At 67.4% G+C, this 22,317-nt stretch carries 27 protein-coding genes; 10 read left to right on the top strand and 17 right to left on the bottom strand.

The genetic code is table 11. The features are described from left to right. Positions 1-186: 186 nt before the first annotated feature. The 6 genes from AB6807_RS23100 to AB6807_RS23075 form a co-directional block, all read right to left on the bottom strand. A complete protein-coding gene (locus AB6807_RS23100) occupies positions 187-747 on the bottom strand; it encodes a bacterioferritin (RefSeq protein WP_371086378.1) in 561 nt (186 codons plus the stop codon). Continuing rightward, entirely contained in the window at positions 744-1,259 is a 516-nt protein-coding gene (locus AB6807_RS23095) for a hypothetical protein (RefSeq protein WP_371086377.1), read from the bottom strand. The genes AB6807_RS23100 and AB6807_RS23095 overlap by 4 nt, the downstream gene beginning before the upstream one ends. Then, entirely contained in the window at positions 1,246-1,629 is a 384-nt protein-coding gene (locus AB6807_RS23090) for a hypothetical protein (protein ID WP_371086376.1), read from the bottom strand. The genes AB6807_RS23095 and AB6807_RS23090 overlap by 14 nt, the downstream gene beginning before the upstream one ends. A 38-nt stretch (positions 1,630-1,667) precedes the next feature. Then, positions 1,668-2,042, bottom strand: coding sequence for a hypothetical protein (locus AB6807_RS23085; protein ID WP_371086375.1), 375 nt, complete (start codon positions 2,040-2,042; stop codon positions 1,668-1,670). Between the two features lie 54 nt (positions 2,043-2,096). Then, positions 2,097-2,261: a DUF1328 domain-containing protein gene (locus AB6807_RS23080; RefSeq protein ID WP_093133218.1), complete on the bottom strand. Its 165-nt coding sequence runs from the start codon at positions 2,259-2,261 to the stop codon at positions 2,097-2,099. Positions 2,262-2,464: 203 nt separating this feature from the next. After that, positions 2,465-3,793: a CHASE3 domain-containing protein gene (locus AB6807_RS23075; protein WP_371086374.1), complete on the bottom strand. Its 1,329-nt coding sequence runs from the start codon at positions 3,791-3,793 to the stop codon at positions 2,465-2,467. A gap of 131 nt (positions 3,794-3,924) precedes the next feature. Between AB6807_RS23075 and AB6807_RS23070 the strand changes: the two genes are divergently transcribed. Beyond that, a complete protein-coding gene (locus AB6807_RS23070; protein WP_007837167.1) occupies positions 3,925-4,557 on the top strand; it encodes a response regulator transcription factor in 633 nt (210 codons plus the stop codon). Positions 4,558-4,609: 52 nt separating this feature from the next. Here AB6807_RS23070 and AB6807_RS23065 read toward each other — a convergent pair whose 3' ends face one another. After that, positions 4,610-5,014, bottom strand: coding sequence for a response regulator (locus AB6807_RS23065; protein ID WP_371086388.1), 405 nt, complete (start codon positions 5,012-5,014; stop codon positions 4,610-4,612). 244 nt (positions 5,015-5,258) lie between these two features. Between AB6807_RS23065 and AB6807_RS23060 the strand changes: the two genes are divergently transcribed. Continuing rightward, complete coding sequence (locus AB6807_RS23060; RefSeq protein WP_371086373.1) at positions 5,259-7,268, top strand: AsmA family protein; 2,010 nt, start codon at positions 5,259-5,261, stop codon at positions 7,266-7,268. A 9-nt stretch (positions 7,269-7,277) separates the two neighbouring features. On the opposite strand, the gene AB6807_RS23055 is transcribed toward AB6807_RS23060, so the two are convergent. From AB6807_RS23055 to gpmA, 3 genes are all read right to left on the bottom strand, one after another. After that, positions 7,278-8,054 carry a ThiF family adenylyltransferase gene (locus tag AB6807_RS23055; protein WP_371086372.1) on the bottom strand — a complete coding sequence of 259 codons (777 nt, stop codon included), beginning with the start codon at positions 8,052-8,054 and terminating at the stop codon, positions 7,278-7,280. Between the two features lie 11 nt (positions 8,055-8,065). Further along, entirely contained in the window at positions 8,066-9,508 is a 1,443-nt protein-coding gene (locus AB6807_RS23050; RefSeq protein ID WP_116911108.1) for a S41 family peptidase, read from the bottom strand. A gap of 105 nt (positions 9,509-9,613) precedes the next feature. Continuing rightward, a complete protein-coding gene (gene gpmA / locus AB6807_RS23045) occupies positions 9,614-10,357 on the bottom strand; it encodes a 2,3-diphosphoglycerate-dependent phosphoglycerate mutase (RefSeq protein ID WP_116910838.1) in 744 nt (247 codons plus the stop codon). 105 nt (positions 10,358-10,462) lie between these two features. Between gpmA and AB6807_RS23040 the strand changes: the two genes are divergently transcribed. The 6 genes from AB6807_RS23040 to nadA all read left to right on the top strand — a co-directional run bounded on the left by AB6807_RS23040 (position 10,463) and on the right by nadA (position 14,846). Further along, positions 10,463-10,846, top strand: a complete 384-nt coding sequence (locus AB6807_RS23040) for a rhodanese-like domain-containing protein (RefSeq protein ID WP_371086387.1) — start codon at positions 10,463-10,465, stop codon at positions 10,844-10,846. Positions 10,847-10,866: 20 nt separating this feature from the next. Next, positions 10,867-11,127, top strand: a complete 261-nt coding sequence (grxC, locus tag AB6807_RS23035) for a glutaredoxin 3 (RefSeq protein WP_116910840.1) — start codon at positions 10,867-10,869, stop codon at positions 11,125-11,127. 127 nt (positions 11,128-11,254) lie between these two features. Next, positions 11,255-11,719: a protein-export chaperone SecB gene (gene secB / locus AB6807_RS23030; RefSeq protein WP_116910841.1), complete on the top strand. Its 465-nt coding sequence runs from the start codon at positions 11,255-11,257 to the stop codon at positions 11,717-11,719. A 36-nt stretch (positions 11,720-11,755) separates the two neighbouring features. Next, complete coding sequence (locus tag AB6807_RS23025; RefSeq protein WP_371086371.1) at positions 11,756-12,835, top strand: NAD(P)H-dependent glycerol-3-phosphate dehydrogenase; 1,080 nt, start codon at positions 11,756-11,758, stop codon at positions 12,833-12,835. Continuing rightward, entirely contained in the window at positions 12,819-13,691 is an 873-nt protein-coding gene (gene nadC / locus AB6807_RS23020) for a carboxylating nicotinate-nucleotide diphosphorylase (protein ID WP_371086370.1), read from the top strand. Before AB6807_RS23025 ends, nadC begins: the two co-directional genes overlap by 17 nt. 30 nt (positions 13,692-13,721) lie before the next feature. Then, complete coding sequence (gene nadA, locus AB6807_RS23015) at positions 13,722-14,846, top strand: quinolinate synthase NadA (protein WP_371086369.1); 1,125 nt, start codon at positions 13,722-13,724, stop codon at positions 14,844-14,846. A 193-nt stretch (positions 14,847-15,039) separates the two neighbouring features. Here the strand turns inward: nadA and AB6807_RS23010 are convergent, their stop codons facing one another. The 6 genes from AB6807_RS23010 to AB6807_RS22985 form a co-directional block, all read right to left on the bottom strand. Continuing rightward, entirely contained in the window at positions 15,040-15,402 is a 363-nt protein-coding gene (locus AB6807_RS23010; protein ID WP_371086368.1) for a 6-carboxytetrahydropterin synthase, read from the bottom strand. Between the two features lie 34 nt (positions 15,403-15,436). Then, positions 15,437-16,075, bottom strand: coding sequence for a 7-carboxy-7-deazaguanine synthase (gene queE / locus AB6807_RS23005; RefSeq protein WP_371086367.1), 639 nt, complete (start codon positions 16,073-16,075; stop codon positions 15,437-15,439). Next, positions 16,072-16,923, bottom strand: coding sequence for a pantoate--beta-alanine ligase (panC, locus tag AB6807_RS23000; RefSeq protein ID WP_371086366.1), 852 nt, complete (start codon positions 16,921-16,923; stop codon positions 16,072-16,074). The genes queE and panC overlap by 4 nt, the downstream gene beginning before the upstream one ends. A gap of 67 nt (positions 16,924-16,990) precedes the next feature. Next, positions 16,991-18,577: an L-aspartate oxidase gene (gene nadB / locus AB6807_RS22995; protein WP_371086365.1), complete on the bottom strand. Its 1,587-nt coding sequence runs from the start codon at positions 18,575-18,577 to the stop codon at positions 16,991-16,993. A gap of 10 nt (positions 18,578-18,587) precedes the next feature. Beyond that, the gene (locus AB6807_RS22990) at positions 18,588-19,424 is read right to left on the bottom strand and encodes a ScpA family protein (RefSeq protein ID WP_371086364.1); all 837 of its coding nucleotides are present in this window, start codon (positions 19,422-19,424) and stop codon (positions 18,588-18,590) included. A gap of 48 nt (positions 19,425-19,472) precedes the next feature. Further along, positions 19,473-19,679, bottom strand: coding sequence for a DUF3460 family protein (locus AB6807_RS22985; protein ID WP_116910850.1), 207 nt, complete (start codon positions 19,677-19,679; stop codon positions 19,473-19,475). A gap of 69 nt (positions 19,680-19,748) precedes the next feature. On the opposite strand from AB6807_RS22985, the gene AB6807_RS22980 reads away from it, so the two are divergent. Then, positions 19,749-20,234, top strand: a complete 486-nt coding sequence (locus AB6807_RS22980) for an outer membrane protein assembly factor BamE (RefSeq protein WP_116910851.1) — start codon at positions 19,749-19,751, stop codon at positions 20,232-20,234. A gap of 35 nt (positions 20,235-20,269) precedes the next feature. Here the strand turns inward: AB6807_RS22980 and AB6807_RS22975 are convergent, their stop codons facing one another. Next, the gene (locus AB6807_RS22975; protein ID WP_371086363.1) at positions 20,270-21,160 is read right to left on the bottom strand and encodes a LysR substrate-binding domain-containing protein; all 891 of its coding nucleotides are present in this window, start codon (positions 21,158-21,160) and stop codon (positions 20,270-20,272) included. Between the two features lie 111 nt (positions 21,161-21,271). Here AB6807_RS22975 and AB6807_RS22970 point away from each other — a divergent pair, with 111 nt between their 5' ends. Continuing rightward, a complete protein-coding gene (locus AB6807_RS22970; protein ID WP_371086362.1) occupies positions 21,272-22,294 on the top strand; it encodes a Bug family tripartite tricarboxylate transporter substrate binding protein in 1,023 nt (340 codons plus the stop codon). Positions 22,295-22,317: the final 23 nt, after the last annotated feature.

The following is a 22,317-nucleotide window of genomic DNA, read 5'->3' as shown; positions in this document are numbered from 1 at the left end:
TGAAAGTAGGTCATCGTCAGGCTCTTACAGCCCAGAAAACCCCAGTCAGAATTGACTGGGGTTTTTTGCTTTGCGCGTCAGATAACTGAAGTGAATTCGCAATCGAACTCGCAAAGCACTCAGGCAATAAAAAAAGCCCGGAAGGATCAACCTCCGGGCTTTTGTTATTAAGGACGAGGCTCGCAGTTAATGACCAAGCCAGTCCTTCAATTCATCCGCATGCTCTTCTTCATCGGAAAGAATGTCTTCCAACATGCGACGCGTCGTCGGATCCTTGTCACCGATCAGCACGATCATCTGCCGATACGACTCGACGGCGATGCGCTCGGCAATCAGGTTGGCACGCACCATCGCCTGAAGGTCCGTCGATTCGTCGTACGACGCGTGGCTGCGCTCGAGCAGGTGAGAGGGCGCAAAGTCCGGCTCACCGCCCAGTTGCACGATGCGTTCCGCAATTCGGTCGGCATGGCCGGACTCTTCATTGGCATGCACCAGGAATTCATCTGCAATGGCCGGCGACTCCACACCGTTGGCGGTGAAGTAATGGCGCTTGTAGCGCAGCACGCACACCAGCTCCGTGGCCAGCGCATCGTTCAGCAGCTTGACGACATCGTCACGCCATGGGCCATAGCTGGGCGTGACAGCGCCTTCGTCCAGGCTGTTGCGGGCAGCGTCCAGACCACTTTGATCGAGCACCAGGTGCTTATGTTCAGAGGCCTTGGGAGAAGAGGAAACATCGGCTTTCATGGAAGGTCCTTTCGTGGGGGGCTTGAGTTCTTCTGCATCAGCGTGTTGACAACGTCAGCCACGTCGGATGTCTTCAGTACCGCTGCCAGCACGGCCGTGACCGACAGCAGGCGCCACGGCTTCACGAGCACCACCACGGCGCCTGTAGCCGCGGCGATGGCCATGAGCTTGGCTGGCTGCTTTCTCGCGTAGCTTTCCAGCAGCGGGCGGGCCAATTGACCGACCGCATGGGCCGGATGCCTGCGCCACCAGCGTTCTGCGACGCTGCGGCCCATCGAGAGCCACACATTGCCGCCTGCGCCACGTGTATGCGCTTCGTGCGCGCCGTGCGGCGGCATTCCGGCCAACGACTCGTGATGCGCATATTCAAGATCGTCATCGGACTCGAAGCTAGCTGGCCCGCGTCCGATGTCTGGTTCGTCTTCGCCACCATGAAGCTGCCTCACCAGTGCACGACGCGACAGCGCCAAGCGCTGCTGCGGCGTCAGTGGCGAGCGCTCAATGCCGTTCATGGCGTGCGCCTGCTGCATGCAGGGCCTCGAGGTCGGCGTTGACCTGCGAGCGCAGGTCGTCGAATCCATGGCTTGGACTAGGCCGCATCGCGTACCAGGCGCAGAAGGCGGCTATCACCACAGCCACACCGGGCACAGCTACGAGCACCCAGTGAAAGCTGCCATGAAGCACGCCGAGCAGCACGGCAACGCCGATCAGCCCGAGGGCCAGCATGGCGCTGGCAGCCGCCAGAACGCCCGCGACGAGGCGGGCGACAAGGCTGCGCCCCGCTTGCACAGTTTCCTGGCGAACGAGGGCGGCGTAGTTGGCGATGTGGTCAGCGACGAGTTCCGGATGCCCGAGCACCGTGGAAAAAATCGGATGAAGCATGGTGCCGGGAATCGATGGAACGGCGGGTATTCAGCGGATCAGTAGTCGTCCCGGCTGCGGCGGCTGGCGAGCACGATCAAGGCCGTGATGGCGGCGCCGGCGGCAGCTGCAATCAGCACCGAACGAACAGGCTGGTCGGAGATGTAGCGGCCGGTCACGTCTGCGGCCTGTTCGAGGCGGCGCTGGGCGCGTGCGCTGGTGGTCGAAGCGGCATCGAGGCCGCGCTGCACGGCTTGCTGCACGCGGGCTGCGAGCTGCTCGACTGCGGGCTCTGCATCGCGGCGCAGGTCGCGGACCTTTTCGCCAGCCGCATTCACCGCATTCTGTGCGTAGGCGCGGGTGGATTCCACCGCCTCGTTGGCGGTCTGGCGCGCGTCGTCGGCGAGTTGCGAAGCGGTCTTGGTCGTGTTCATGTGAAAGTCCTTTCCGGGAAGATGAAATGCGAGAGCCTGTGGATCGTAACGACGCTACTTGCGTCGTAGCAAGCCGGCAAGGAAGCTGGCAATCGCGAGGATGGCGAAGATCACGAAAAGGATCTTCGCGATACCCACCGCGCTCGCCGCGATGCCGCTGAAGCCGAGCAGGGCGGCAATCAGCGCGATGACCAGAAACACCACTGCGTAATGCAACATGCGGAACTCCTTCGAGGCTGGCCTCGTGTCTTTGAAACAGCCCATCCAGCAACCCTGTGGGGAGTTCCGGATGGCACAGGAGTTACCTTAAGTGGGGGGCTGCCCGGGACCTGTCAGCGGTCGCGGGCGGGGTGCGTAGGAGATGGCCGAGTCACCCTCGCGCAACACCGTGAACAAGTGCCCAGGTGGCCGGATGCCGCGCGTCAGGCGCTTGCCGGCATCTTCACCAGCGGCAGCATCGCGCTCAGGCGCGTGCCGTGCCCTGGCGTCGAAGACACCGTGAGCTTGCCGCGCGCCGCCTCCACCCGGTGGCGCATGCCGGCCAGGCCGTGCGTCGACGGCCGCATGCGCTGCGTGTCGAAGCCCTTGCCGTTGTCCGCCACTTCCACCACCACGTGGTTCTCGTAGTTCTTCATCACGATGGTGGCTTCGCTGGCCTCCGCGTACTTGCCGATGTTGGTCAGGCTCTCCTGCACCATGCGGTAGATGGTGAGCTGGCGCGACTCGTCCATGCTCACCGGCTCGAGCGCCATCTCGATCTGCAGGCCCGAGCGCTCCGCGAATTCGCGCCCCAGAATTTCCAGAGACGCCACCAGCCCCAGGTTCGACAGCGACGAGGGCCGCAGGTCTTCGATGATGCGGCGCTTCAGCGCGATGCCGCTGTTCAGCAGCTCGGTCAGATGCTGCAGCCGCTGGATGGCGTCGGGTGCGTCGGCCAGCCGCGACTTCAGCCGCGCCACGTCCAGCTTGGCGGCGGTGAGCAACGACCCCAGTTCGTCGTGCAGTTCACGCGCGAGGTAGCCGCGCTCGGTTTCGCGCACGTCCTGCAGATGGGTTGCCAGCTCGGCCAGCGAGGCGGTGCGCTCGCGCACCTCGTCTTCCAGTGCGTTGCGTTCGCGCTGCAGGGCTTCCTGCTGGCGCTCGCCGATGGAGCGCAGCGCGTGGGTCTGGCGCAGGTACAGGTAGAACGCGAACAGCGCCGCCAGCGCCACGATGGCCGTGCCGATGCGCGCGAGCAGCAGCGAGCGCAGCACCTGCCCCTGGCTCTCGTGCAGGGTGGTGTTGCTGATCTTCACCAGCTCGCCGGCCGTGGCGCGAATGGCGTCCATTTCCTCGCGGCCGACGTCGGTGGTGATGACGAATTTCCACGCATCCTCCTTGCCGTCCTGCCGCAGGCGCACGCTCATGTCCATCTCGGCCACCTTGCGCAGCACGTGCTTCGACAGTTCCCCCAATTGATTCAGCTCGGCCGGGTGGCCGGCGTACAGGCGGCGCAGCGTGGCCAGGCGGCCGTCGACCTCCTTGACCGCCTTGTCGTAGGGTTGTCGGTAGCTGGTTTCGCCCGTCAGCAGGTAGCCTCTCTGTCCGGTCTCGGCGTCGAGCATGTTCTGCATGATCTGGTTGAGTTCGCCGCGCACCTGCTGCGCCTCGTCGATGTCGACGAGGGCGCGGCTGGACTGCCGGTACCCGGCCTCGTTGATCCCGACGAGGGCCAGCGCGGCGAGTGCCGCGAGCAGCAGGCTCAGGGCCATTTTTGGAGGTGCTAACCAGTGCATGAAACTTTCAGGGCTGCTTACTACGCAAGTTCGTGAATAATTGACAACAATCAGGGACCCGGAATGTTGCGACCCGCATGTCCGCAACACAACGACGAAAGTAACAGATGATCAAAATTGGAATTGTGGACGACCACGCCATCGTGCGATCGGGCCTCCGGCAGTTCTTCTCCGAGCACGTGGACCTGCGCGTGGCGGGCGAAGCTGCCAGCGGGCGCGAAGCCATCGAACTGGTGCGCACCACGGAGCTGGATGTGCTGGTCATGGACCTTTCGATGCCCGGGCAAAGCGGTATCGACGCGCTCGCCATGATCCGCGCCAAGGCGCCGGACGTGGGCATCCTGATCCTGAGCGGGTATCCGGAGGAGCACTACGCGATGAACCTGATCCGTCAGGGCGCGAGCGGCTACCTCAACAAGGAGTGCGATCCGATCGAGATCGTCAATGCCATCCGCACCATTTCGCTGGGCCGGCGCTACATCACGCCCGCCGTGGCCGAACTGCTGGCCCGCCAGCTCGACCGCAAGGACGACGCCGCGCCGCACGAGCAGCTGTCGGAGCGTGAGTTCCAGGTGTTCCTGAAGCTGGCCAAGGGCGAGACCGCTGGCGACATCGCCAAGACGCTGTCGCTGTCCGTGAAGACCGTGAGCACCTACCGCACGCGCCTGATGGAGAAGATGAACCTCTCCTCCAACAGCGACCTGACCTACTACGCGCTGAAGAACAAGCTGATCGATTGAGATCGCCCCCACGCCCTGACCGGCGCCTCTTGAGGCGCTTTTCAGGGCGTTTTCACTCCGCCTTGGGCGAAGGGTGCAACGCCCGGGCCTGCGAGAGGCAGAAGTCGACGAGTGCTTCGATTTCGTTCGACTTGTCGAACACCGCGTCGACCCCGAAGTCGGCGCAGCGCCGCCGGATGTCGGGCGTCGCGTAGTTGCTGAGCACCACCACTTTCTGGCCGGGCCCTCGCCGCTGGCAGGCCTGCAACACGCCCAGCCCGCTGCCTTGCTTGAGAAAAAGATCGACGACGATGAGGTTCCATCCCTCAGCGTGCCCGTCGAGCCAGGCACGCGCCACGCCTTCGGTCTCGGCAAAGCCGACGACCGTGGTGGGGGTGAGCTCTTCCAGCGTGCCAATGAGGTTTTCACGGATCGTGAGGTTGTCTTCGACAACGTAGGTCTGCAATCTGGAGTCCATGCCGAACCGCGTTTCCTCTGACGTTGGCAGGTGCATTCGCAGCGTTGCCGCTGCCTGAACGACCGTCTTGAAGAATGCAGCCGTTCCGACGCGCATCATGCAAGCTTCGCGGGCCGGGCGTTGTAGGCGGGTTCCGATGCTTTCACGGGACGTGCCTCGAAGCGCGCTTCGTAGGCAATCCCTCACGGGTTGTGCGGTCCATTGCCGACCCGAATGGCACGATCTCTGGGGTAACAAGGGCATCATGGCAACGAACATTTTCCGCACCCGGCCGCTCTGGCAAAAGCTGCTGGGCTCCGTCGTTCTGCTGTTCGCGGTACTGGTCGTCGTGCTCATGTTTTTCCCGTGGGATGTGCTGCGCGAGCCGCTGAACCGCTACGTCAGCGAGAAGACCGGGCGCAAGTTCGAGATCACGCGGCGGCTGGATGTGGGCCTCGGCTGGCGCCAGGCCACCGTCAAGTTCGACGGCATCGAGTTCGCCAACCCCGACTGGGCGCGCGACCCCTACTTGGTGAAGGCCGACCGCGCCGAGTTCGACATCCGGATCTGGCCACTAATTGGCAGCAAGATCGTCATTCCGCGGCTCGCGCTGTTCTCGCCGACGGTGGGTCTCCAAATGGAGGCCGACGGGCGACGCACTTGGGCGCTCGGCAAGGACACTTCCGATTCCGGCACGGTGCCCGACATCGGCCTGATCCAGGTCGACACCGGCGCCGTCGACTTCCTGGCCAAGCACCTCGGCGTGGACATCCATGCCGACCTGAGCTACGACTCCGGCCGCGGCGAGATGCCGCTCGACTACCGCATCAAGGGCCGCTACAAGGGCCAGCCGCTGACCGCGAACGGTCGCGCCGGCAACGTGTTGCAGATCAGCGCCGCGGGGGCGCCTCCGTTTCCGGTCGAGATCAACGCGGCTGCGGGCCAGACCAAGCTGAAGGCGGCCGGCACCGTGGCCGCCCTGTCTGACCTCGACGGCGTCGACGCCACCTTCGACATCCGGGGCCAGACGCTGGGCGCGCTGTACCCGCTGCTGGGCATCGCGCTGCCGCAGACATCGCCTTACGCCCTGAGCGGCAAGCTGGGCAAGCGCGGCAAGCTCTGGGAGGCCAACGCCCTCAAGGGCAAGCTGGGCCTTTCGGACATTTCCGGCGACATGAAGTTCGACCAGGCCGGCAAGCTGCCGCACCTGTCGGGCGACCTGCGTTCCCGCGTGATGGACATGGACGACCTCGGCCCGCTGATCGGCCTGCCGCCGACCGCCCGCACCGCCAACACCGTCGAAGGTGTGGCGCCGCCGCCGACTGTCACCCAGGTCAAGCGCCCGGGCGGCAAGGTGCTGCCCACCGCGCCGCTGGACTTCGAGCGCCTGCGCGCCATGAATGCCGACGTGAAGTACACGGCCGACAAGATCCAGAACGTGCGCGACATTCCGCTGGACCGCGGCAGCGTGCAGGTGAAGCTGGCCGACGGCGTGCTCACGCTCGATCCGCTCGACCTGGGCGTGGCGGGCGGCAAGCTGGCCGGCGCGATCCGCATCGACGCCTCGAAGAATCCGGCGGACATTCGTGCCTCGCTCGACGTACGCGCCATGCAACTGGCCCGGCTGATTCCCAAGCTGGAGACCACGGGCAACAGCGTGGGCCGGCTCGACGGGCGCGTCAATTTGTCCGGCTCCGGCAGCACCGTGGCCAACTGGCTGGGTGGGGTGTCGGGCGACGTGGCCATCATTTCCGGCCGCGGGCAGTTCGGCAACCTGCTCCCGGTGTTCGCGACGCTGGTGGGCGGCGACATCATCAAGTTCCTGCTGCGCGGCGACCGCAACGTCGAGCTGCGCTGCGCGGCCATCGCCTTCGACGTCAACAAGGGGCTGATGACCGGGCGCACGCTGGTGCTGGACACGACCAACGCCGTGTTCACCGCCACCGGCCAGGCCAACCTCGCGACCGAGGGCCTCGACTTCGTGGTTCGCCCGGAGCCCAAGAGCAAGAGCATCCTGTCGATCCGCACGCCGCTGGTGGTGGGCGGCACCTTCGGGGCGCCGCGCGGGGGCCTGCAGGTCACGCCGTTGGCAGAGCGCGGCCTGGCCGCCCTGGCCTTGGGCGCGATCAACCCGCTGCTGGCGTTGGCCGCGACCATCGAGACGGGCCCGGGTGAAGACGCCGATTGCAAGGGCGTGCTGGCGGACGCGAACAAGCCGACAGCTGGTGCGGCTGCCAACGGCGCCGCGCGGGCCAAGGGCGCAAAGCAGCCCTGAACCCTGGCCCTAGGCGGTTTCTTGTGGGAAGAGAGCAGGGCGCTGCGCGCAGACGCCGCATTGCGGGTCGCGCGCCATGCGCAAGGTGTCGAACGAGGTGCTGCGCCCGTCGAACATCAGCAGCTTGCCCGCCAGCGACGGGCCGATGCCAGCCAGCAGCTTGAGCGCCTCGCTTGCCTGCAGCGTGCCGATGGTGCCGACCACCGGGCCGAACACCCCCAGCACCGCACAGCGCGTTTCCTCGAACGCCGCATCGGGCGGGAACAGGCAGGCGTAGCAGGGTGAGGCGTCGTCGCGGGTGTCGTACACGCTCAACTGGCCGTCGAAGCGAATCGCCGCGCCCGCCACCAGCGGTTTCGCATGCATCACGCAGGCGCGGTTGACAGCCTGGCGGGTGACGAAGTTGTCGCAGCAATCGACCACCACGTCGGCCTCGGCGACCAGGCGCGACAGCAAGGCCTCGTCCGCGCGCCCGGCGTGGGTGGTGATGGAAATACCGGGATTGATGTCGCGCATCGCCTGCGCGGCGGAGTCCACCTTGGCCAGCCCGACACGCGCTTGCGTGTGCGCGACCTGGCGCTGGAGATTGGTGAGATCGACCTCGTCGTCGTCGACCAGCGTGATGTGGCCGACCCCCGCTGCCGCGAGGTAAAGGGCCACCGGCGAGCCCAGCCCGCCGGCACCTATGACCAGGACCCGTCCGGCACTGACGCGCTCCTGGCCGTCGATGCCGAACTCTTCGAGAAGGATGTGGCGCGAGTAGCGCAGCAGCTCGCTATCTTCCATGCGCCACCGGGTCAGTTTTCCTTCTTCTCTTCCTTGTTCTCGACGATCACCTGCGTCTTGCTGACCAGCACCGGCTGGCCCTTCAGGCGGTTGATGGCCTGCACCAGCGGAAAGTCCTTGTCGGTACCGAACTCGGGCGTCTTGCGGTCCTGCGGCGGCTTCTTGGCTTCTTCCTCGAGGCGCTTGCGGGCTTCGTCGCGGGCCTTTTCGCGTTCTGGGTCCTTCACTTCGGGGCCCTGGCCGCTGGCCAGATGCTTCTCGAGGTCGGCCTCGCGCATGCGCAGGGCGGCGAACGGGCTGCCTTCGGCGCTTTCGTCGACCAGCACGTTGGGCACGATGCCCTTGGCCTGGATCGAGGTACCGCTCGGCGTGTAGTAACGCGCCGTGGTGATCTTCAGGCCGGTGTCGGGGCCCAGCGGGCGCACCGTTTGCACGGAGCCCTTGCCGAAGGTCTGGCTGCCCATGATGACGCCGCGCTTGTGGTCCTGCAGGGCGCCAGCCACGATCTCGCTGGCCGAGGCCGAGCCTTCGTTCACCAGCACCACCAGCGGCACCGTTTTCAGCGCGGCCGGCAGGCTGCGCAGCGGGTCGCTGCCCGAACGGCGCTGGTAAAACTCCGGCGCCGCCTTGTAGACCGACTTGCTTTCGGCCAGCTGGCCGTCGGTGGTGACCACCGTGACGTTCTCGGGCAGGAAGGCCGACGACACCGCCACCGCCGCGTCGAGCAGGCCGCCCGGGTCGTTGCGCAGGTCGAGCACCAGGCCCTTGAGGTTCGGATCTTCCTTGTACAGCTCGTCGATCTTCTTCACGAAGTCGTCGACGGTGCGTTCCTGGAATTGCGAGAGGCGGATCCAGCCGTAGCCGGGTTCGATCATCTTGCCGCGCACCGACTGCGTGCGAATTTCCTCGCGCGTGATCGTCACGGGGAAGGTGCGGCTCTCGTCCTTGCGGAAGATGGTCAGCAGCACCTTGGTGTTGGCTTCGCCGCGCATGCGCTTGACCGCCTCGTTCAGCGACAGGCCGCGCACGGCGGTGTCGTCGATCTTGGTGATCAGGTCATTGGGCTTCAGGCCGGCGCGGAACGCCGGGGAGCCTTCGATGGGAGACACGACCTTGATAAGGCCGTCTTCCTGCGAAATCTCGATGCCCACGCCGACGAAGCGGCCGGTGGTGCCCTCGCGGAATTCCTTGAAGGACTTCTTGTCGAAGTACTGGGAATGCGGGTCGAGCCCGGCGACCATGCCCGAAATGGCGTCGGAGATGAGCTTTTTCTCGTCGACCGGCTCGACGTAGTCGCTCTTGACCATGCCGAAGACGGCAGCGAGCTGCTGCAATTCCTCGAGCGGCAGTGGCGCAAGCGATCCGCGTGCGACTGTCTGCAACGAGACGGTGGTCAGGACGCCTGCAACGGCGCCGGCGGCGACCCAGCCGGTGATCTTCAATTTCTGGCCCATCATGAGTGCTTGTCCTTGTCGGCGGCTGTCGAACCAATATACACAGCTTGGAAGCAATTTGTTTGCCGGGGTTCCACGGGGGAGCGGCAAGCGGGGGTTTTTCTTTCAGCCCTTGCCTTGCGAAGCCACCGCGGCGGCGGCCTGCTCGGCGGCCGCGGCATCGCCGAGGTAGTAGTGGCGCAGGGGCTTCAGGTCGTCGTCGAGCTCGTAGACCAGCGGAATGCCGTTCGGGATGTTCAGGCCGACGATGGCGTCGTCCGAGATGCCGTCGAGGTACTTCACCAGCGCCCGAATCGAATTGCCATGGGCCGCCACCACCAGGCGGCGCCCGGTGCGGATGGCGGGTGCCATCGATTCGTTCCAGAACGGCAGCACGCGCGCCACCGTGTCCTTCAGGCATTCGGTCAGCGGAATCTGTTCGGGCGACAGCTTGGCGTAGCGCACGTCGGAGCGCTCGCTGCGCGGGTCGTCGGCTTCCAGCGGCGGGGGCGGGGTGCCGTAGCTGCGGCGCCAGACCAGCACCTGCTCGTCGCCGTACTTCTTGGCCGTCTCGGCCTTGTTCAGGCCCTGCAGGCCGCCGTAGTGGCGTTCGTTCAGGCGCCACGAATGCACCACGGGCAGCCAGGTGCGGTCGAGCTCGTCGAGCGTGTGCCACAGGGTGCGGGTGGCGCGCTTGAGCACGCTGGTGTAGGCCACGTCGAAGTCGTAGCCCTCGGCCTTGAGCAGCCGGCCGGCCTGCTTGGCCTGCTCCACGCCGGTCTCGGTCAGGTCGACGTCGGTCCAACCGGTGAAGCGATTTTCGAGATTCCAGGTGGATTCGCCGTGGCGAATCAATACCAGTTTGTGCATGTGGGAGGCCTTTGGCAGCGCTTGCGAAACCTCGCATTCTAAAATCCCCGGTTTGCCATTCAAGGAACCCCCGTGAAATTGATCGAATTCGTCACCGCGAACTGGATGCTGATCCTGATCGCGCTCAGCTCGGGCGCCATGCTCGCCTGGCCGCTGGTGCGGGGCGCGGGCGGCGGAACGCTCACGGCGCAGGGTGCCGTGCAGCTCATCAACCGCGAGCGCGCGGTGCTGGTCGATGTGCGCGAGCCCGAGGAGTTCGCCACCGGCCACATGATCGGCGCCAAGAACGTCCCGCTGGCCCAGCTCGAAGAAAAGCTGGCCGCCGCCGTCAAGAACAAGAACGTGCCGCTGCTGCTGGTGTGCGCTACCGGTGCCCGCGCCCAGCGCGCCGTGGCCACCGCCAAGAAGCTCGGCTACGAGCAGGCCCAAGCCGTGGCCGGCGGGCTGAAAGCCTGGAAAGACGCTAACCTGCCGGTTGAAAAAGCTTAGGTCTTCCCAAGGTAAAGAGCATGCAAGCCGTCAAGATGTACACCACCGCCGTCTGCCCGTACTGCACCCGTGCGAAGCAGATCCTGAAGTCCAAGGGCGTCGAGCAGATCGAAGAGATCCGCATCGACAGCGACCCCCAGGCCCGCGCCACGATGATGGAAATCACCCAGCGCCGCACGGTGCCGCAGATCTTCATCGGCGAAACGCACGTTGGCGGCTGCGACGACCTGATTGCGCTGGACGGCCGCGGCGGCCTCGTTCCCCTGCTGCAGGGCGCCTGAAACACAAAGCAACCGGCGTCACGAAAGTGGCCCGGTCGGCGGGCGATAATCGTCCGCTCTTCCATCTGCAGCCCGCTGCGGGAACCTCTCCCCGGCGGGCATTGTTTTGATCCTCGAAAGTTCAGCCATGGCCGACCAGCAAGCCCAAGATCCCATCTTCCAGATCCAGCGCGTCTACCTCAAGGACCTGTCGCTCGAACAGCCCAATTCGCCCGCGATCCTGCTGGAACAAGAACAGCCCACCGTCGACATCCAGCTCGGCGTGGACGCCCAGCCCGTGGCCGATGGCATCTTCGAGATCACCGTGTCGGCCACCGTGCAGACCAAGATCCAGGACAAGACCGTGTTCCTGGTCGAAGCCAAGCAAGCCGGCATCTTCGAGATCCGCCACCTGCCCGAAGACCAGATGGGCGCCATCCTCGGCATCGCCTGCCCGCAAATCGTGTACCCGTACCTGCGCGGCAACGTGGCCGACGTGATCCAGCGCGGCGGCTTCCCGCCCGTGCACCTCGCCGAAATCAACTTCCAGGCGATGTACGAACAGCAACAGGCGCAGGCCGCCGGCCAAGCCGCTCCGACCCTCACGCAGTAAATCCCGGCGCACCGCCATGGATGCCGCCAAGGCACGATGAAGATCTGCGTTCATGGCGCCGGTGCCTGGGGCACGGCCGTCGCGGTCAACGCGGCGGCTCGCCACGAGGTCACGCTCTGGGCGCGCGACGCCGCCCAGGCCGACGCCATGTCGGCCGCGCGTGAAAACACCCGCTACCTTCCCGGGCTGGCACTGCCGGCCTCCCTGGCCGTGCGCGCCGGCGGCATCGCGCAGGCGCAGGCGGGTTCCGATCTCGTCATCGTCGCCACGCCCATGGCTGCCCTGCGTGAACAGCTTGTTGCATTGCGCGGCACCGCCGCGCAGGTGGCATGGCTGTGCAAGGGCGTGGAGCCTGCGCGCGACACATCTCCCGCATCTTTCGGCCTGCTGGCCCATGAAATCTGGGCGCAGGTAGCGCCCGAGCTGCGCGCCGGCGTGCTCAGCGGCCCCAGCTTCGCGCAGGAGGTCGCCGAAGGGCGCCCGACCGCGCTGGTGGCCGCCAGCCCGCATGCCAGCGTGCGCGACGCGCTGGTCGACGCCTTCCACGGACCGGCCCTGCGCGTCTATGCCAACGAGGACATCGTGGGCGTGGAGGTGGGCGGTGCGGTGAAGAACGTGCTGGCCATCGCCACCGGCCTGTGCGACGGCCTTGCGCTGGGCCTCAACGCCCGCGCGGCGCTCATCACCCGCGGCCTGGCCGAAATGACACGCTTCGGCCTGGCGCTGGGCGCCCGCGCCGAGACCTTCATGGGCCTGTCAGGCCTGGGCGACCTGGTGCTGACCTCCACCGGCGACCTGTCGCGCAACCGCAAGGTAGGCCTGCTGCTGGCCCAGGGCCGCACGCTGGCCCAGGCCGTCGATTCGCTGGGCCACGTCGCCGAAGGCGTGTACTGCGCCCGCACCGTGGTGCAGCGCGCGCGCGGCCTCGGCATCGAGATGCCCATCGCCGAAGGCGTGGTCGCCCTGCTCGACGGCCGTGTGAGCCCGCAGGACGCCGTCGCCGCGCTGACCGGGCGCGATCCCGTGCCCGAATCGGTCCAGCCCGGCGCGGTGCCTTCCCCCCCGTCAATCCCCCTAAAAAACGCAGAGACAAAGAGCCATGAGCCTTCGCTTTGATTTTTCAGCGTCGGCCGTGGCCGCGCTGGCCCTGTCCGACGCCACGCGCGCCTTGCAGGAAGACGTCGCCGACGGCGACCTGACCGCATCGCTGGTCGATGCCACCCGCACCGCCCGCGCCCGCGTGCTGGCACGCGAAGCCGCCGTGGTGTGCGGCGCGCCCTGGGTCGAGGCCACGCTGCGGCAGCTCGACCCCGGCGTGCGCATCCAGTGGCTGTGCGCCGAGGGCGAACGCTGCGCCGCCGACCAGGTCGTGCTCGAGATCGAAGGCACCGCCCGCGCACTGCTCACCGCCGAGCGCACCTCGCTCAACTTCCTGCAGCTGCTGAGCGCCGTCGCCACCAAGACCGCGCTGTACGCCGACGCCATCCAGGGCACGCGCGCGCGCATCGTCGACACGCGCAAGACCCTTCCCGGCCTGCGCTTGGCGCAGAAATACGCCGTGCGCACCGGCGGCGGCCTGAACCACCGCATCGGCCTGTACGACGCGGTGCTCATCAAGGAAAACCACATCGCCGCGGCCGGCGGCGTGGCGGCCGCCTTGCGCGCGGTGGCGCCGGTGGCCGCGCAGGCCGCTTTCGTCGAGGTCGAGGTCGAGACCCTGGCCCAGTTGCACGAGGCGCTGGAAGCCGGCGCGCGCATGGTGCTGCTCGACAACATGGACCTGCCCACGCTGCGCGAGGCCGTGCGCATCAATGACGCCGCGGGCGAGGCGCGCAAGGCCGTGCTCGAGATCTCGGGCGGCGTCACGCTCGACGGCCTGCGCGCCCTGGCCGATACCGGCGTGGACCGCATCTCGGTCGGCGCGCTGACCAAGGACGTGAAGGCCATCGACTACTCGATGCGCTTCCAGTAACCAGAAGAACACCACAAGAACGATTGCCCCATGACGACCGCTTCCGTCATCGACGTCGACTACGAGCAGCCCGCGGGATCGCAAGCGGGCTCCGTGTGCGACACCCGCCACGCCTGGGCCCGCGTGCCGCCCGAGCCATCGCCCGACGAGCGAACCGCGCTCAAGGCGCGCATTCGCCGCTTGTTGCATGACCGCAATGCGGTGATGGTGTCGCACTTCTACGTGCACCCCGACCTGCAGGACCTGGCCGAGGAAGCCGGCGGCATCGTGAGCGATTCGCTCGAAATGGCGCGCTTCGGCCGCGACCACGCCGCGCAGACGCTGGTGGTGTCGGGCGTGCGCTTCATGGGCGAGACCTCGAAGATCCTGTCGCCCGAGAAGCGTGTGCTGATGCCAGATCTGGACGCCAACTGCTCGCTGGACCTGGGCTGCCCGGTCGAGCAGTTCAGCGCCTTCTGCGACCAGCACCCGGACCGCACGGTGGTGGTCTACGCCAACACCAGCGCGGCCGTGAAGGCGCGCGCGGACTGGCTGGTCACCTCCAGCTGCGCGCTCGACGTGGTGAACGCCTTGCACGCGGCCGGGCAGAAGATCCTCTGGGGCCCCGATCGGCACCTGGGCGACTACATCCAGCGCCAGACGGGCGCCGACATGGTCAGCTGGAACGGCGCCTGCATCGTGCACGACGAGTTCAAGGCGCTGGAGCTCGAGCTGCTGATGAAGCAGCACCCGAAGGCCAGGGTGCTGGTGCACCCTGAGTCGCCTGCGGACGTGATCGCGCTGGCGGATGCGGTGGGTTCGACCTCAGCCATCCTGAACGCGGCGCAGCGCATGGACGCGACGGAATTCATCGTGGCCACCGACACCGGCATGCTGCACAAGCTGCGCACGCTGAACCCCGGCAAGACCTTCATCGAGGCGCCGACGGCGGGCAACGGCGGCACCTGCAAGAGCTGCGCGCATTGCCCCTGGATGGCGATGAACGGGCTGGTGGAGCTGGCGAACGCGCTGGAAACCGGCGCGGGCGAAATCCAGGTCGATCCGGCGCTGGGGCTGCGGGCGCGGGTACCGATCGACCGGATGCTGGCGTTCACCGCGGGGTTGAAGAATGGGGTGGCGCCGGGAAGCCTGGTGGCGGGCATCGGCGCGGCTTGAAGTGTTGTTCCCTCTCCCGCTTGCGGGAGAGGGTCAGGGTGAGGGCACGGGCCTCGGCGCATCGCGCGGCGTTCGATGCCGCTCACCCTCACCCCAACCCTCTCCCCGAGCGGAGAGGGGGCAAGACCCAAAAGCTCTGCCGCGCGGGAGTTCCCCGTATTGCTCCTCCCCCGGGAGGGGAGGGAGCAAGACCCTAGAACTCCACCGTGCAGGAATCCCCCAGCGCCTCCCGCCACACCTTCACCCGCGCCAGCGACCCCTGCAGATCCGGCAGCGCCTGCGCAATGAACACGCACAGGTTCTCCAGCGTCGGCGGGTTCAGCCCCGGCACATCGTCCAGCAGATGATGGTCCAGCCGCTCGCGCACCTCGTCCAGCCGCCGGCGCAGCAACCCCAGGTCGATCACCATGCCCGTCGCGGGATCGCGCTCGCCCGCAAGCCACACCTCCGCGTGGTACGTGTGGCCGTGGACACGGCGGCTGCCTTCGACTTCGATCTCGCGCTTCAGCGTGTGGGCGGCATCGAAGAAAAAGCGTTGGCTGATGGTGAATCGCATCGTCGAAAAAACTCAGGGAAAAAAGACGGCCGCCTCAACGGATGCCGGTGATCTTGTGGGTCTGCACGCTCAGGCGCCAGGCCGGCTGGCGCATGCACTGCGCAATGCACAGCTCGGTATTCGCGAGCCGGTCGGGGCCGTCCATCGGTTGCAGGAAGCGATGCGTGAACTCGCCGGTGCGCGCCACGGCGTCGAGGTCGAAGCCGGCCTGCGGCCACACCAGCTTGAGCTCCTGGCCGCGCTGCTGCACCCACGGCGCGCCGGCCTTGGGGCTGATGCACAACCAGTCGATGCCCTCGGGCGCCTCGACCGTGCCGTTGCTCTCCACGGCGATGCGAAAGCGCCGCGCGTGCAGCGCGTCGACCAGCGCCGCATCTACCTGCAGCAGCGGCTCGCCGCCGGTCAGCACCACCAGGCGGTGGTCGGCATCGTCGGCCGGCCATTGCGCGGCGATGGTGTCGGCCAGCAGGTCGGCGGTCTTGAACTTGCCGCCCAGCGTGCCGTCGGTGCCGACGAAGTCGGTGTCGCAGAAACGGCAGACGGCCGTGGCGCGGTCGCTCTCGCGCCCGCTCCACAGGTTGCAGCCTGCAAAACGGCAGAACACCGCCGGCATGCCGGCCTGGCCGCCTTCGCCTTGCAGGGTGTAGAAGATTTCCTTGACGCTGTAGCTCATGGCACGGAAGGAGCCTCGATCTCCAGGTTGTCGATCAGCCGCGTATTGCCCAGGCGCGCCGCGGCCAGCGCCACGAGCGGTTCGCCGGCGGCGTCCGCGGAGGGCGCCTGCAGGTCGGAGCGCCGCCGCAGCACAAGATAGTCCGGTTGCCAGCCGCGCTGCGCCAGCGACTGCATTGCCCGCGCTTCGATCGCGGCCAAGTCGCTCTCGCCCGCCTGCACCGTCGCCGCCATGGCCTGGAGCGTGCGCGACAGCTGAACCGCCTCGGCGCGCTCGTCCTTGTTCAGGTAGCCGTTGCGCGACGACAGGGCCAGGCCGTCGTCCGCGCGAAAGGTCTCGCCGCCCACGATCTCGATGGGCATCGCGAACTGCCGCACCATGTGGCGGATCATCATCAGCTGCTGGTAGTCCTTCTTGCCGAACACGGCCACGCGCGGCTGCACGCATTGAAAGAGCTTCATCACCACCGTGCACACGCCCACGAAGAAGCCGGGCCTGAAGTGCCCCTCCAGCAGGTCGGCCAGCGCCGGGTCGGGGTGCACCTTGCAGGTCTGGGGCTCGGGGTAGAGCACTTTTTCGGTGGGTGCGAACAGCACGTCGCAGCCGGCCGCGCGCAGCTTCTCGCAGTCGCTGTCCCAGGTGCGCGGGTAGGTGTCGAAGTCTTCGTGCGGCAGGAACTGCAGCCGGTTCACGAAGATGCTCGCGACCGTGGCGTCGCCCAGCGGGCGGGCCTGCTTCACCAGGGCGATGTGGCCCTCGTGCAGGTTGCCCATGGTGGGCACGAAGGCCGGGCGCTTGCTGGCGGACAGGCGCCCGCGCAGTTCTTCGATGGTGGTGGCGATGTACATGGTTGGGTTTCTCCCTGCGGGCGTCGGTGGCCGGGCATCCTTTGAAATCTGCAATCGGGTGGGTCGCTCAGTCGACCGGCGGCGCCAGCACCGTGGGTGCCGTCGGCTCGGCGAGCGAGGGGTAGTCGCGGCTGAAATGCAGGCCACGGCTCTCGTGGCGGGCCTGCGCGCAGCGCACGATCAGCTCGGCCACCTGCACCAGGTTGCGCAGTTCGAGCAGGTCGCGCGTGACATGGAAGTTCGCGTAGAACTCCTGGATCTCGGCCTGCAGCAGCGCGATGCGATGGCTCGCGCGCTCCAGGCGCTTGTTGGTGCGCACGATGCCGACGTAGTCCCACATGAAGCGGCGCAGCTCGTCCCAGTTGTGCGAGATGACCACGGCCTCGTCGGCGTCGGTGACGCGGCTGTCGTCCCAGGCGGGCAGGTCGGCGCGCTCGCGCACGGGCGCCTGCGCAATGGCGCTGGCCGCGGCGCGCGCGAACACCATGCATTCGACCAGCGAGTTGCTGGCCAGCCGGTTGGCGCCATGCAGGCCGGTGCAGGCGGTTTCGCCGATGGCGTACAGGCCCGCGATGTCGGTGCGTCCGCTCAGGTCGCTGAGCACGCCGCCGCAGGTGTAGTGCGCGGCCGGCACCACGGGGATGGGCTCGCGCGTGATGTCGATGCCCAGCGCCAGGCAGCGCGCCAGGATGTTCGGGAAGTGCGCCTGCAAGAACTCGGGCGGCTGGTGCGAGATGTCGAGGAGCACGCAGTCGAGCCCGTGCTTCTTCATCTCGAAGTCGATGGCGCGGGCCACCACGTCGCGCGGCGCGAGTTCGGCGCGCTCGTCGTGCGCGGGCATGAAGCGCGTGCCACCGGCCGATTCAGGCAATTTCAGCAACCCGCCTTCGCCGCGCACCGCCTCGCTGATCAGGAACGACTTGGCATGCGGGTGGTACAGGCAGGTCGGGTGGAACTGTATGAACTCCATGTTCGACACCCGGCAGCCCGCGCGCCAGGCCGCGGCGATGCCGTCGCCGGTGGCCGTGTCGGGGTTGGTGGTGTACAGGTACACCTTGCCCGCGCCGCCGGTCGCCAGGATGGTGTGCGGCGCGCGGAAGGCGACGACTTCGTCGGTGGCGTCGTCCAGCGCGTACAGGCCCACGCAGCCCGGGTCGGCGAGCCCGAGCTTGGTGCCCGTGACCAGGTCGACCAGCGTGTGGTGCTCGAAGAGGGTGATGTTCGGCGTGCCGCGCACGCGCTCGATCAGCACCTGCTGCACGGCCGCGCCGGTGGCGTCGGTCACGTGCACGATGCGGCGCGCGCTGTGGCCGCCTTCGCGCGTCAGGTGCAGGTCGCCGTCTTCTTCGGAGAAGGGCACGCCCAGCTCGCGCAGCCAGCCGATGGCCTCGGGCGCATGCTCGACCACGAAGCGCGTGGCCTCGGGGTCGCACAGGCCGGCGCCGGCCACCAGCGTGTCCTGCACATGGGCATCGAAGCTGTCGCCCGCGGCCAGCACGGCCGCGATGCCGCCCTGCGCCCAGGCGCTGGAGCCGTCGTTCAGCGCGCGCTTGGTCAGCACGGCCACGCGGTGCGTGGGGGCCAGGTGCAGCGCGGCCGAGAGGCCGGCGAGGCCGCTGCCGACGATGAGGACGTCGAAGTCGTGCAAAGCCATGAAGCGGGATTCAGCTCGGCGAGTACGCCAGCCGGACGTAGATGGGGGCGAAGGCTTCTGCCTGCGTGATTTCGATCAGCGTTTCCTTCGCCAGCTCCAGCATCGCGATGAAGGTGACGATCAGCACCGGCGTGCCGCGCGACACGTCGAACAGCTTCTCGAACTCAACGAAGCGCTGCCCCTGCAGATGGCGCAGCACCACGCTCATGTGCTCGCGCACGTTGAGCTCCTCGCGCGAGATCTTGTGGTGCTGCACGAGCTTGGCGCGCTTCATGATGTCGGCCCACGCGTCGCGCAGTTCCACCACGTCCACCTCGGGAAAGCGCGGCTTGAGCGACTGCTCGATGTAGACCTGCGCCTTCCAGAAGTCGCGCCCGTAGGTGGGCATGGCGCTGATGGCGGCGGCCTGCAGCTTGGTCTGCTCGTACTCCATCAGGCGGCGCACGAGCTCGGCGCGCGGGTCTTCGGCTTCTTCGCCGTCGGCCACCTTCTTGGGCGGCAGCAGCATGCGCGACTTGATCTCGATCAGCATCGCGGCCATCAGCAGGTACTCGGCCGCGAGCTCGAGGTTGGTCTGGCGAATCTCGTCGACGTAGCTCAGGTACTGCCGCGTGAGCCCCGCCATCGGGATGTCGAGGATGTTGAAGTTCTGCTTGCGGATCAGGTAAAGCAGCAAGTCCAGCGGGCCTTCGAAGGCCTCGAGGAACACCTGCAGCGCCTCCGGCGGGATGTACAGGTCCTTCGGCATGGCGAACAGCGGCTCGCCATAGAGCCTCGCGAGCGCGACCTGGTCGATCACGTCGGGCATGGCGACCACCAGCGCGCCGGTGTCCTCGTCTGCGCTCATGAACCGGTTGCTATGCTTTTAATAGCGAACTGCAATTCGGACCGCAATTTACTTGTTGTGCGTCTGGTAGACGTACGGCTGCATCGGAACGCGGCCTTCGCTGTACTCGTTCAGCAGGCTGCGGTCGAGGTGCTTGTCCCACAGCAGGGCGCGGCCGGCGCGCTGTTCGGCCTCGAGCGTGGGCTTCTTTTCCTTCATCTCTTCGATGAAGTTGGTGATCTCGGAGGAGTAGTGGGGGCGACGGAAGATGGACATAGACTGGACCTTTATGGCGCGAATTTTACCGGGGACGGCATGACGCAACGGCGAGGATGGCAGATTGGCATGGCAAGCGCGCTTCTGGCGGCCGCCTTGGGGCTCGCCGCGTGCGATTCGAAGAACATCAGCGAGCTGGAAGAGGGCGTCTCCACCGAGGCCGATGTGCGCGCCCGTTTCGGCCAGCCGGAAAACATCTGGGAAGCGCCCGGCGCCGCCGCCGGCAGCCGCGTGTTCGAGTACAACCGCCAGCCCGCGGGCCAGAAGAACTACATGATCACCATCGGCCCCGACGGCAAGATGAGCGCGCTGCGCCAGGTGCTCACGCCCGAAAACTTCGCCAGGGTGAAGCCCGGAATGATGATGGAAGACCTGCGCAAGCTGCTCGGCAAGCCCGCCAAGGTCACGCCCTATGCGCTGAAGCGCGAAACCGAGTGGGAGTGGCGCTGGGTGCAACCGCCGAACTCCCCCATGGTCTTCACCGCCACGCTGAACGACGACCAGCGCGTGGCGCGCAGCGGCTCCTCGCCCGACCGCGGCACCGAGGCGCCCTGAACCGGGGCCCTTGAACCGCCCCGCCCGCGCCAAGTTCACTTGCGCAGCTTCTGGATCAGGAAGGCCTCCAGCAGCTCCACCGCCTTGCGCCCCGGCAGCGGCACGCTGGCCAGCCACACCTCGGAGTCCGGCAGCGACGGCATGCCTTCCTTCGCGCCCAGGATCTTCAGCCGCTTCGAAATGGTCGCCTCGCGGAACACCCCCACCGCGATGCCCGCGCGCACCGCCGCCTCCAGCCCCGTGACGCTGGTGCTCGTGTAGGCGATGCGCCAGGGAATGCCCGCGCGGTCGAGCGCGTGCGTGGCCCAGTCGCGCAGCATCGCGCCCTCGGGGTTCAGCGCCAGCGGCAGCGGGCGCTGCAGGTGCGTGGCGGAGCCGGCGGTCGACGCCCACACGATGCGCGACTTGGTCAGCCGCAGCCCTTCGCCCGAGCCCACCGCGCCCACGCCGATGACCATGTCGTAGCGCGAGCCCAGCTCCGCGTGCATCACCGACGACACGCCGTGGTGCAGCTCCACGTGAATGCGCGGGTGCTGCCGGCAGAACTCCGCGATCAGCACCGGCAGCACGCGCGTGGCGTAGTGCTCGATGGAGCCGATGCGGATGCTGCCCGACACCTCCTGCCGGTCGACGTCGTGGAACAGCTGGTCGTTCAGGCTCAGCATCTGGCGCGCCAGCGGCAGCAGCTGGACGCCCTCGGGCGTGGGCGCGAGCTGGCGCGTGCCGCGCGCCACCAGCTGCACGCCGAGCTGCTCCTCGAGCCGGCGCAGCTGCATGCTGACGGCCGACTGCGTGCGCGACAGCGCCTTGGCGGCGGTGGTGAAGCTGCCGATGCGCACCACCGTGTCGAACACCCGGAGCAGGTCGATGTCGACCGTGTGGCTGCGCGGGGCGGCATGCGCTGAATGGATGTTTCTTGCGGGCACGGGCGTCTCCGGGTCATCACGAAGCGTGATGCGAAAGATCAGAAACCATCACGTTTCGCGCTGGATTGTGGGCCAAGAATGGCGCAACAAGACAGCAACCGGAGACAACACATGCGCGATGCCGATGCCAGCCACCCGATGGTTCCCTTCCTGCGCCGGCGCCGCCTGCTGCAGGGCGCCCTGGCCGCTACGGTGGCCCCCGCGCTGGTGCTGCCAGCACACGCGGCCGCGGCCTGGCCGCAGAAAGCCGTGCGCCTGGTCGTCGGCTTTCCGCCGGGCTCCTCGCCCGACGCCCTGGCCCGCACCGTGGCCGACCCGCTGGCGCAGGCGCTGGGCCAGGCCGTCATCGTCGAGAACAAGGTGGGCGCGGCCGGCACCATCGGCGTCAACGCGGTGGCGCGCGCCACCGACGGCCACACCATCGGCCTCACCGGCAACGGCCCGCTCACCACCGCCAAGGCGCTCAACCCCGCCACGCCCTACGACGTGGCGCGCGACCTGCGGCCCATCTCGCTGGTGGGCGCCAGCCCCTTCGTGCTCACCGGCAGCCTGGGCATGCCCGCCACCGACCTGCCCGGCCTGCTGGCGCACGCCAGGGCGCAGGGCGACCGCCTGAGCTACGGCTCGGTCGGGCCCGGCTCGGGCTCGCACCTGGCCATGGAACTGCTGAAGACACTCACCGGCATCCAGGCCGTGCACGTGCCGTTCCCCGGCTTTCCGCAGGTGGCGACCGCGCTGATGGGCAAGCAGATCGACCTGTCCTTCATGATCCCGTCGATCGCCGCGCCGCAGGCCAGGAGCGGGCGGCTGCGGCTGTACGGCGTGAGCACCGCCGCGCCCTTCGCGGCCTTTGCCGAGGTGCCTCCCATCCAGGGCGCGCTGGGCGCCGGCAAGGCCTTCGACATCGCCTCGTGGAACGCCATCTTCGGCCCCGCGGCCATGCCGGCGCCGGCGGCGCAGCGGCTGTCCGACGAAATCGCCCGCATCCTGAAGACGCCCGACGTGCGCCAGCGCCTGTTCGACCAAGGCTGGCAGGCGCTGGGCACCGCGCCCGAGGCGCTGTCGCGCCAGATCGCGCAGGACACGGCGATGTGGGGCGACGTCATCAAGCGCACCGGCGCGCGCAGCGAGTAGAGGCCCAACCTTCTCGCCGACCT

It is taken from the genome of Variovorax sp. RCC_210, from assembly GCF_041355175.1.
In the GTDB taxonomy this organism is placed as follows: domain Bacteria; phylum Pseudomonadota; class Gammaproteobacteria; order Burkholderiales; family Burkholderiaceae_C; genus Variovorax.
The sequence above is the reverse complement of the archived record's forward strand: the minus strand, read 5'-3'. Positions and strand labels throughout refer to the sequence as shown.

Coding starts and splice junctions, on each gene's coding strand:
- AB6807_RS23100 (WP_371086378.1), bottom strand. CDS start 747: ATGAAAGCCGATGTTTCCTCTTCTCCCAAGGCCTCTGAACATAAGCAC.
- AB6807_RS23095 (WP_371086377.1), bottom strand. CDS start 1,259: ATGAACGGCATTGAGCGCTCGCCACTGACGCCGCAGCAGCGCTTGGCG.
- AB6807_RS23090 (WP_371086376.1), bottom strand. CDS start 1,629: ATGCTTCATCCGATTTTTTCCACGGTGCTCGGGCATCCGGAACTCGTC.
- AB6807_RS23085 (WP_371086375.1), bottom strand. CDS start 2,042: ATGAACACGACCAAGACCGCTTCGCAACTCGCCGACGACGCGCGCCAG.
- AB6807_RS23080 (WP_093133218.1), bottom strand. CDS start 2,261: ATGTTGCATTACGCAGTGGTGTTTCTGGTCATCGCGCTGATTGCCGCC.
- AB6807_RS23075 (WP_371086374.1), bottom strand. CDS start 3,793: ATGGCCCTGAGCCTGCTGCTCGCGGCACTCGCCGCGCTGGCCCTCGTC.
- AB6807_RS23070 (WP_007837167.1), top strand. CDS start 3,925: ATGATCAAAATTGGAATTGTGGACGACCACGCCATCGTGCGATCGGGC.
- AB6807_RS23065 (WP_371086388.1), bottom strand. CDS start 5,014: ATGGACTCCAGATTGCAGACCTACGTTGTCGAAGACAACCTCACGATC.
- AB6807_RS23060 (WP_371086373.1), top strand. CDS start 5,259: ATGGCAACGAACATTTTCCGCACCCGGCCGCTCTGGCAAAAGCTGCTG.
- AB6807_RS23055 (WP_371086372.1), bottom strand. CDS start 8,054: ATGGAAGATAGCGAGCTGCTGCGCTACTCGCGCCACATCCTTCTCGAA.
- AB6807_RS23050 (WP_116911108.1), bottom strand. CDS start 9,508: ATGGGCCAGAAATTGAAGATCACCGGCTGGGTCGCCGCCGGCGCCGTT.
- gpmA (WP_116910838.1), bottom strand. CDS start 10,357: ATGCACAAACTGGTATTGATTCGCCACGGCGAATCCACCTGGAATCTC.
- AB6807_RS23040 (WP_371086387.1), top strand. CDS start 10,463: ATGCTGATCCTGATCGCGCTCAGCTCGGGCGCCATGCTCGCCTGGCCG.
- grxC (WP_116910840.1), top strand. CDS start 10,867: ATGCAAGCCGTCAAGATGTACACCACCGCCGTCTGCCCGTACTGCACC.
- secB (WP_116910841.1), top strand. CDS start 11,255: ATGGCCGACCAGCAAGCCCAAGATCCCATCTTCCAGATCCAGCGCGTC.
- AB6807_RS23025 (WP_371086371.1), top strand. CDS start 11,756: ATGAAGATCTGCGTTCATGGCGCCGGTGCCTGGGGCACGGCCGTCGCG.
- nadC (WP_371086370.1), top strand. CDS start 12,819: ATGAGCCTTCGCTTTGATTTTTCAGCGTCGGCCGTGGCCGCGCTGGCC.
- nadA (WP_371086369.1), top strand. CDS start 13,722: ATGACGACCGCTTCCGTCATCGACGTCGACTACGAGCAGCCCGCGGGA.
- AB6807_RS23010 (WP_371086368.1), bottom strand. CDS start 15,402: ATGCGATTCACCATCAGCCAACGCTTTTTCTTCGATGCCGCCCACACG.
- queE (WP_371086367.1), bottom strand. CDS start 16,075: ATGAGCTACAGCGTCAAGGAAATCTTCTACACCCTGCAAGGCGAAGGC.
- panC (WP_371086366.1), bottom strand. CDS start 16,923: ATGTACATCGCCACCACCATCGAAGAACTGCGCGGGCGCCTGTCCGCC.
- nadB (WP_371086365.1), bottom strand. CDS start 18,577: ATGGCTTTGCACGACTTCGACGTCCTCATCGTCGGCAGCGGCCTCGCC.
- AB6807_RS22990 (WP_371086364.1), bottom strand. CDS start 19,424: ATGAGCGCAGACGAGGACACCGGCGCGCTGGTGGTCGCCATGCCCGAC.
- AB6807_RS22985 (WP_116910850.1), bottom strand. CDS start 19,679: ATGTCCATCTTCCGTCGCCCCCACTACTCCTCCGAGATCACCAACTTC.
- AB6807_RS22980 (WP_116910851.1), top strand. CDS start 19,749: ATGGCAAGCGCGCTTCTGGCGGCCGCCTTGGGGCTCGCCGCGTGCGAT.
- AB6807_RS22970 (WP_371086362.1), top strand. CDS start 21,272: ATGCGCGATGCCGATGCCAGCCACCCGATGGTTCCCTTCCTGCGCCGG.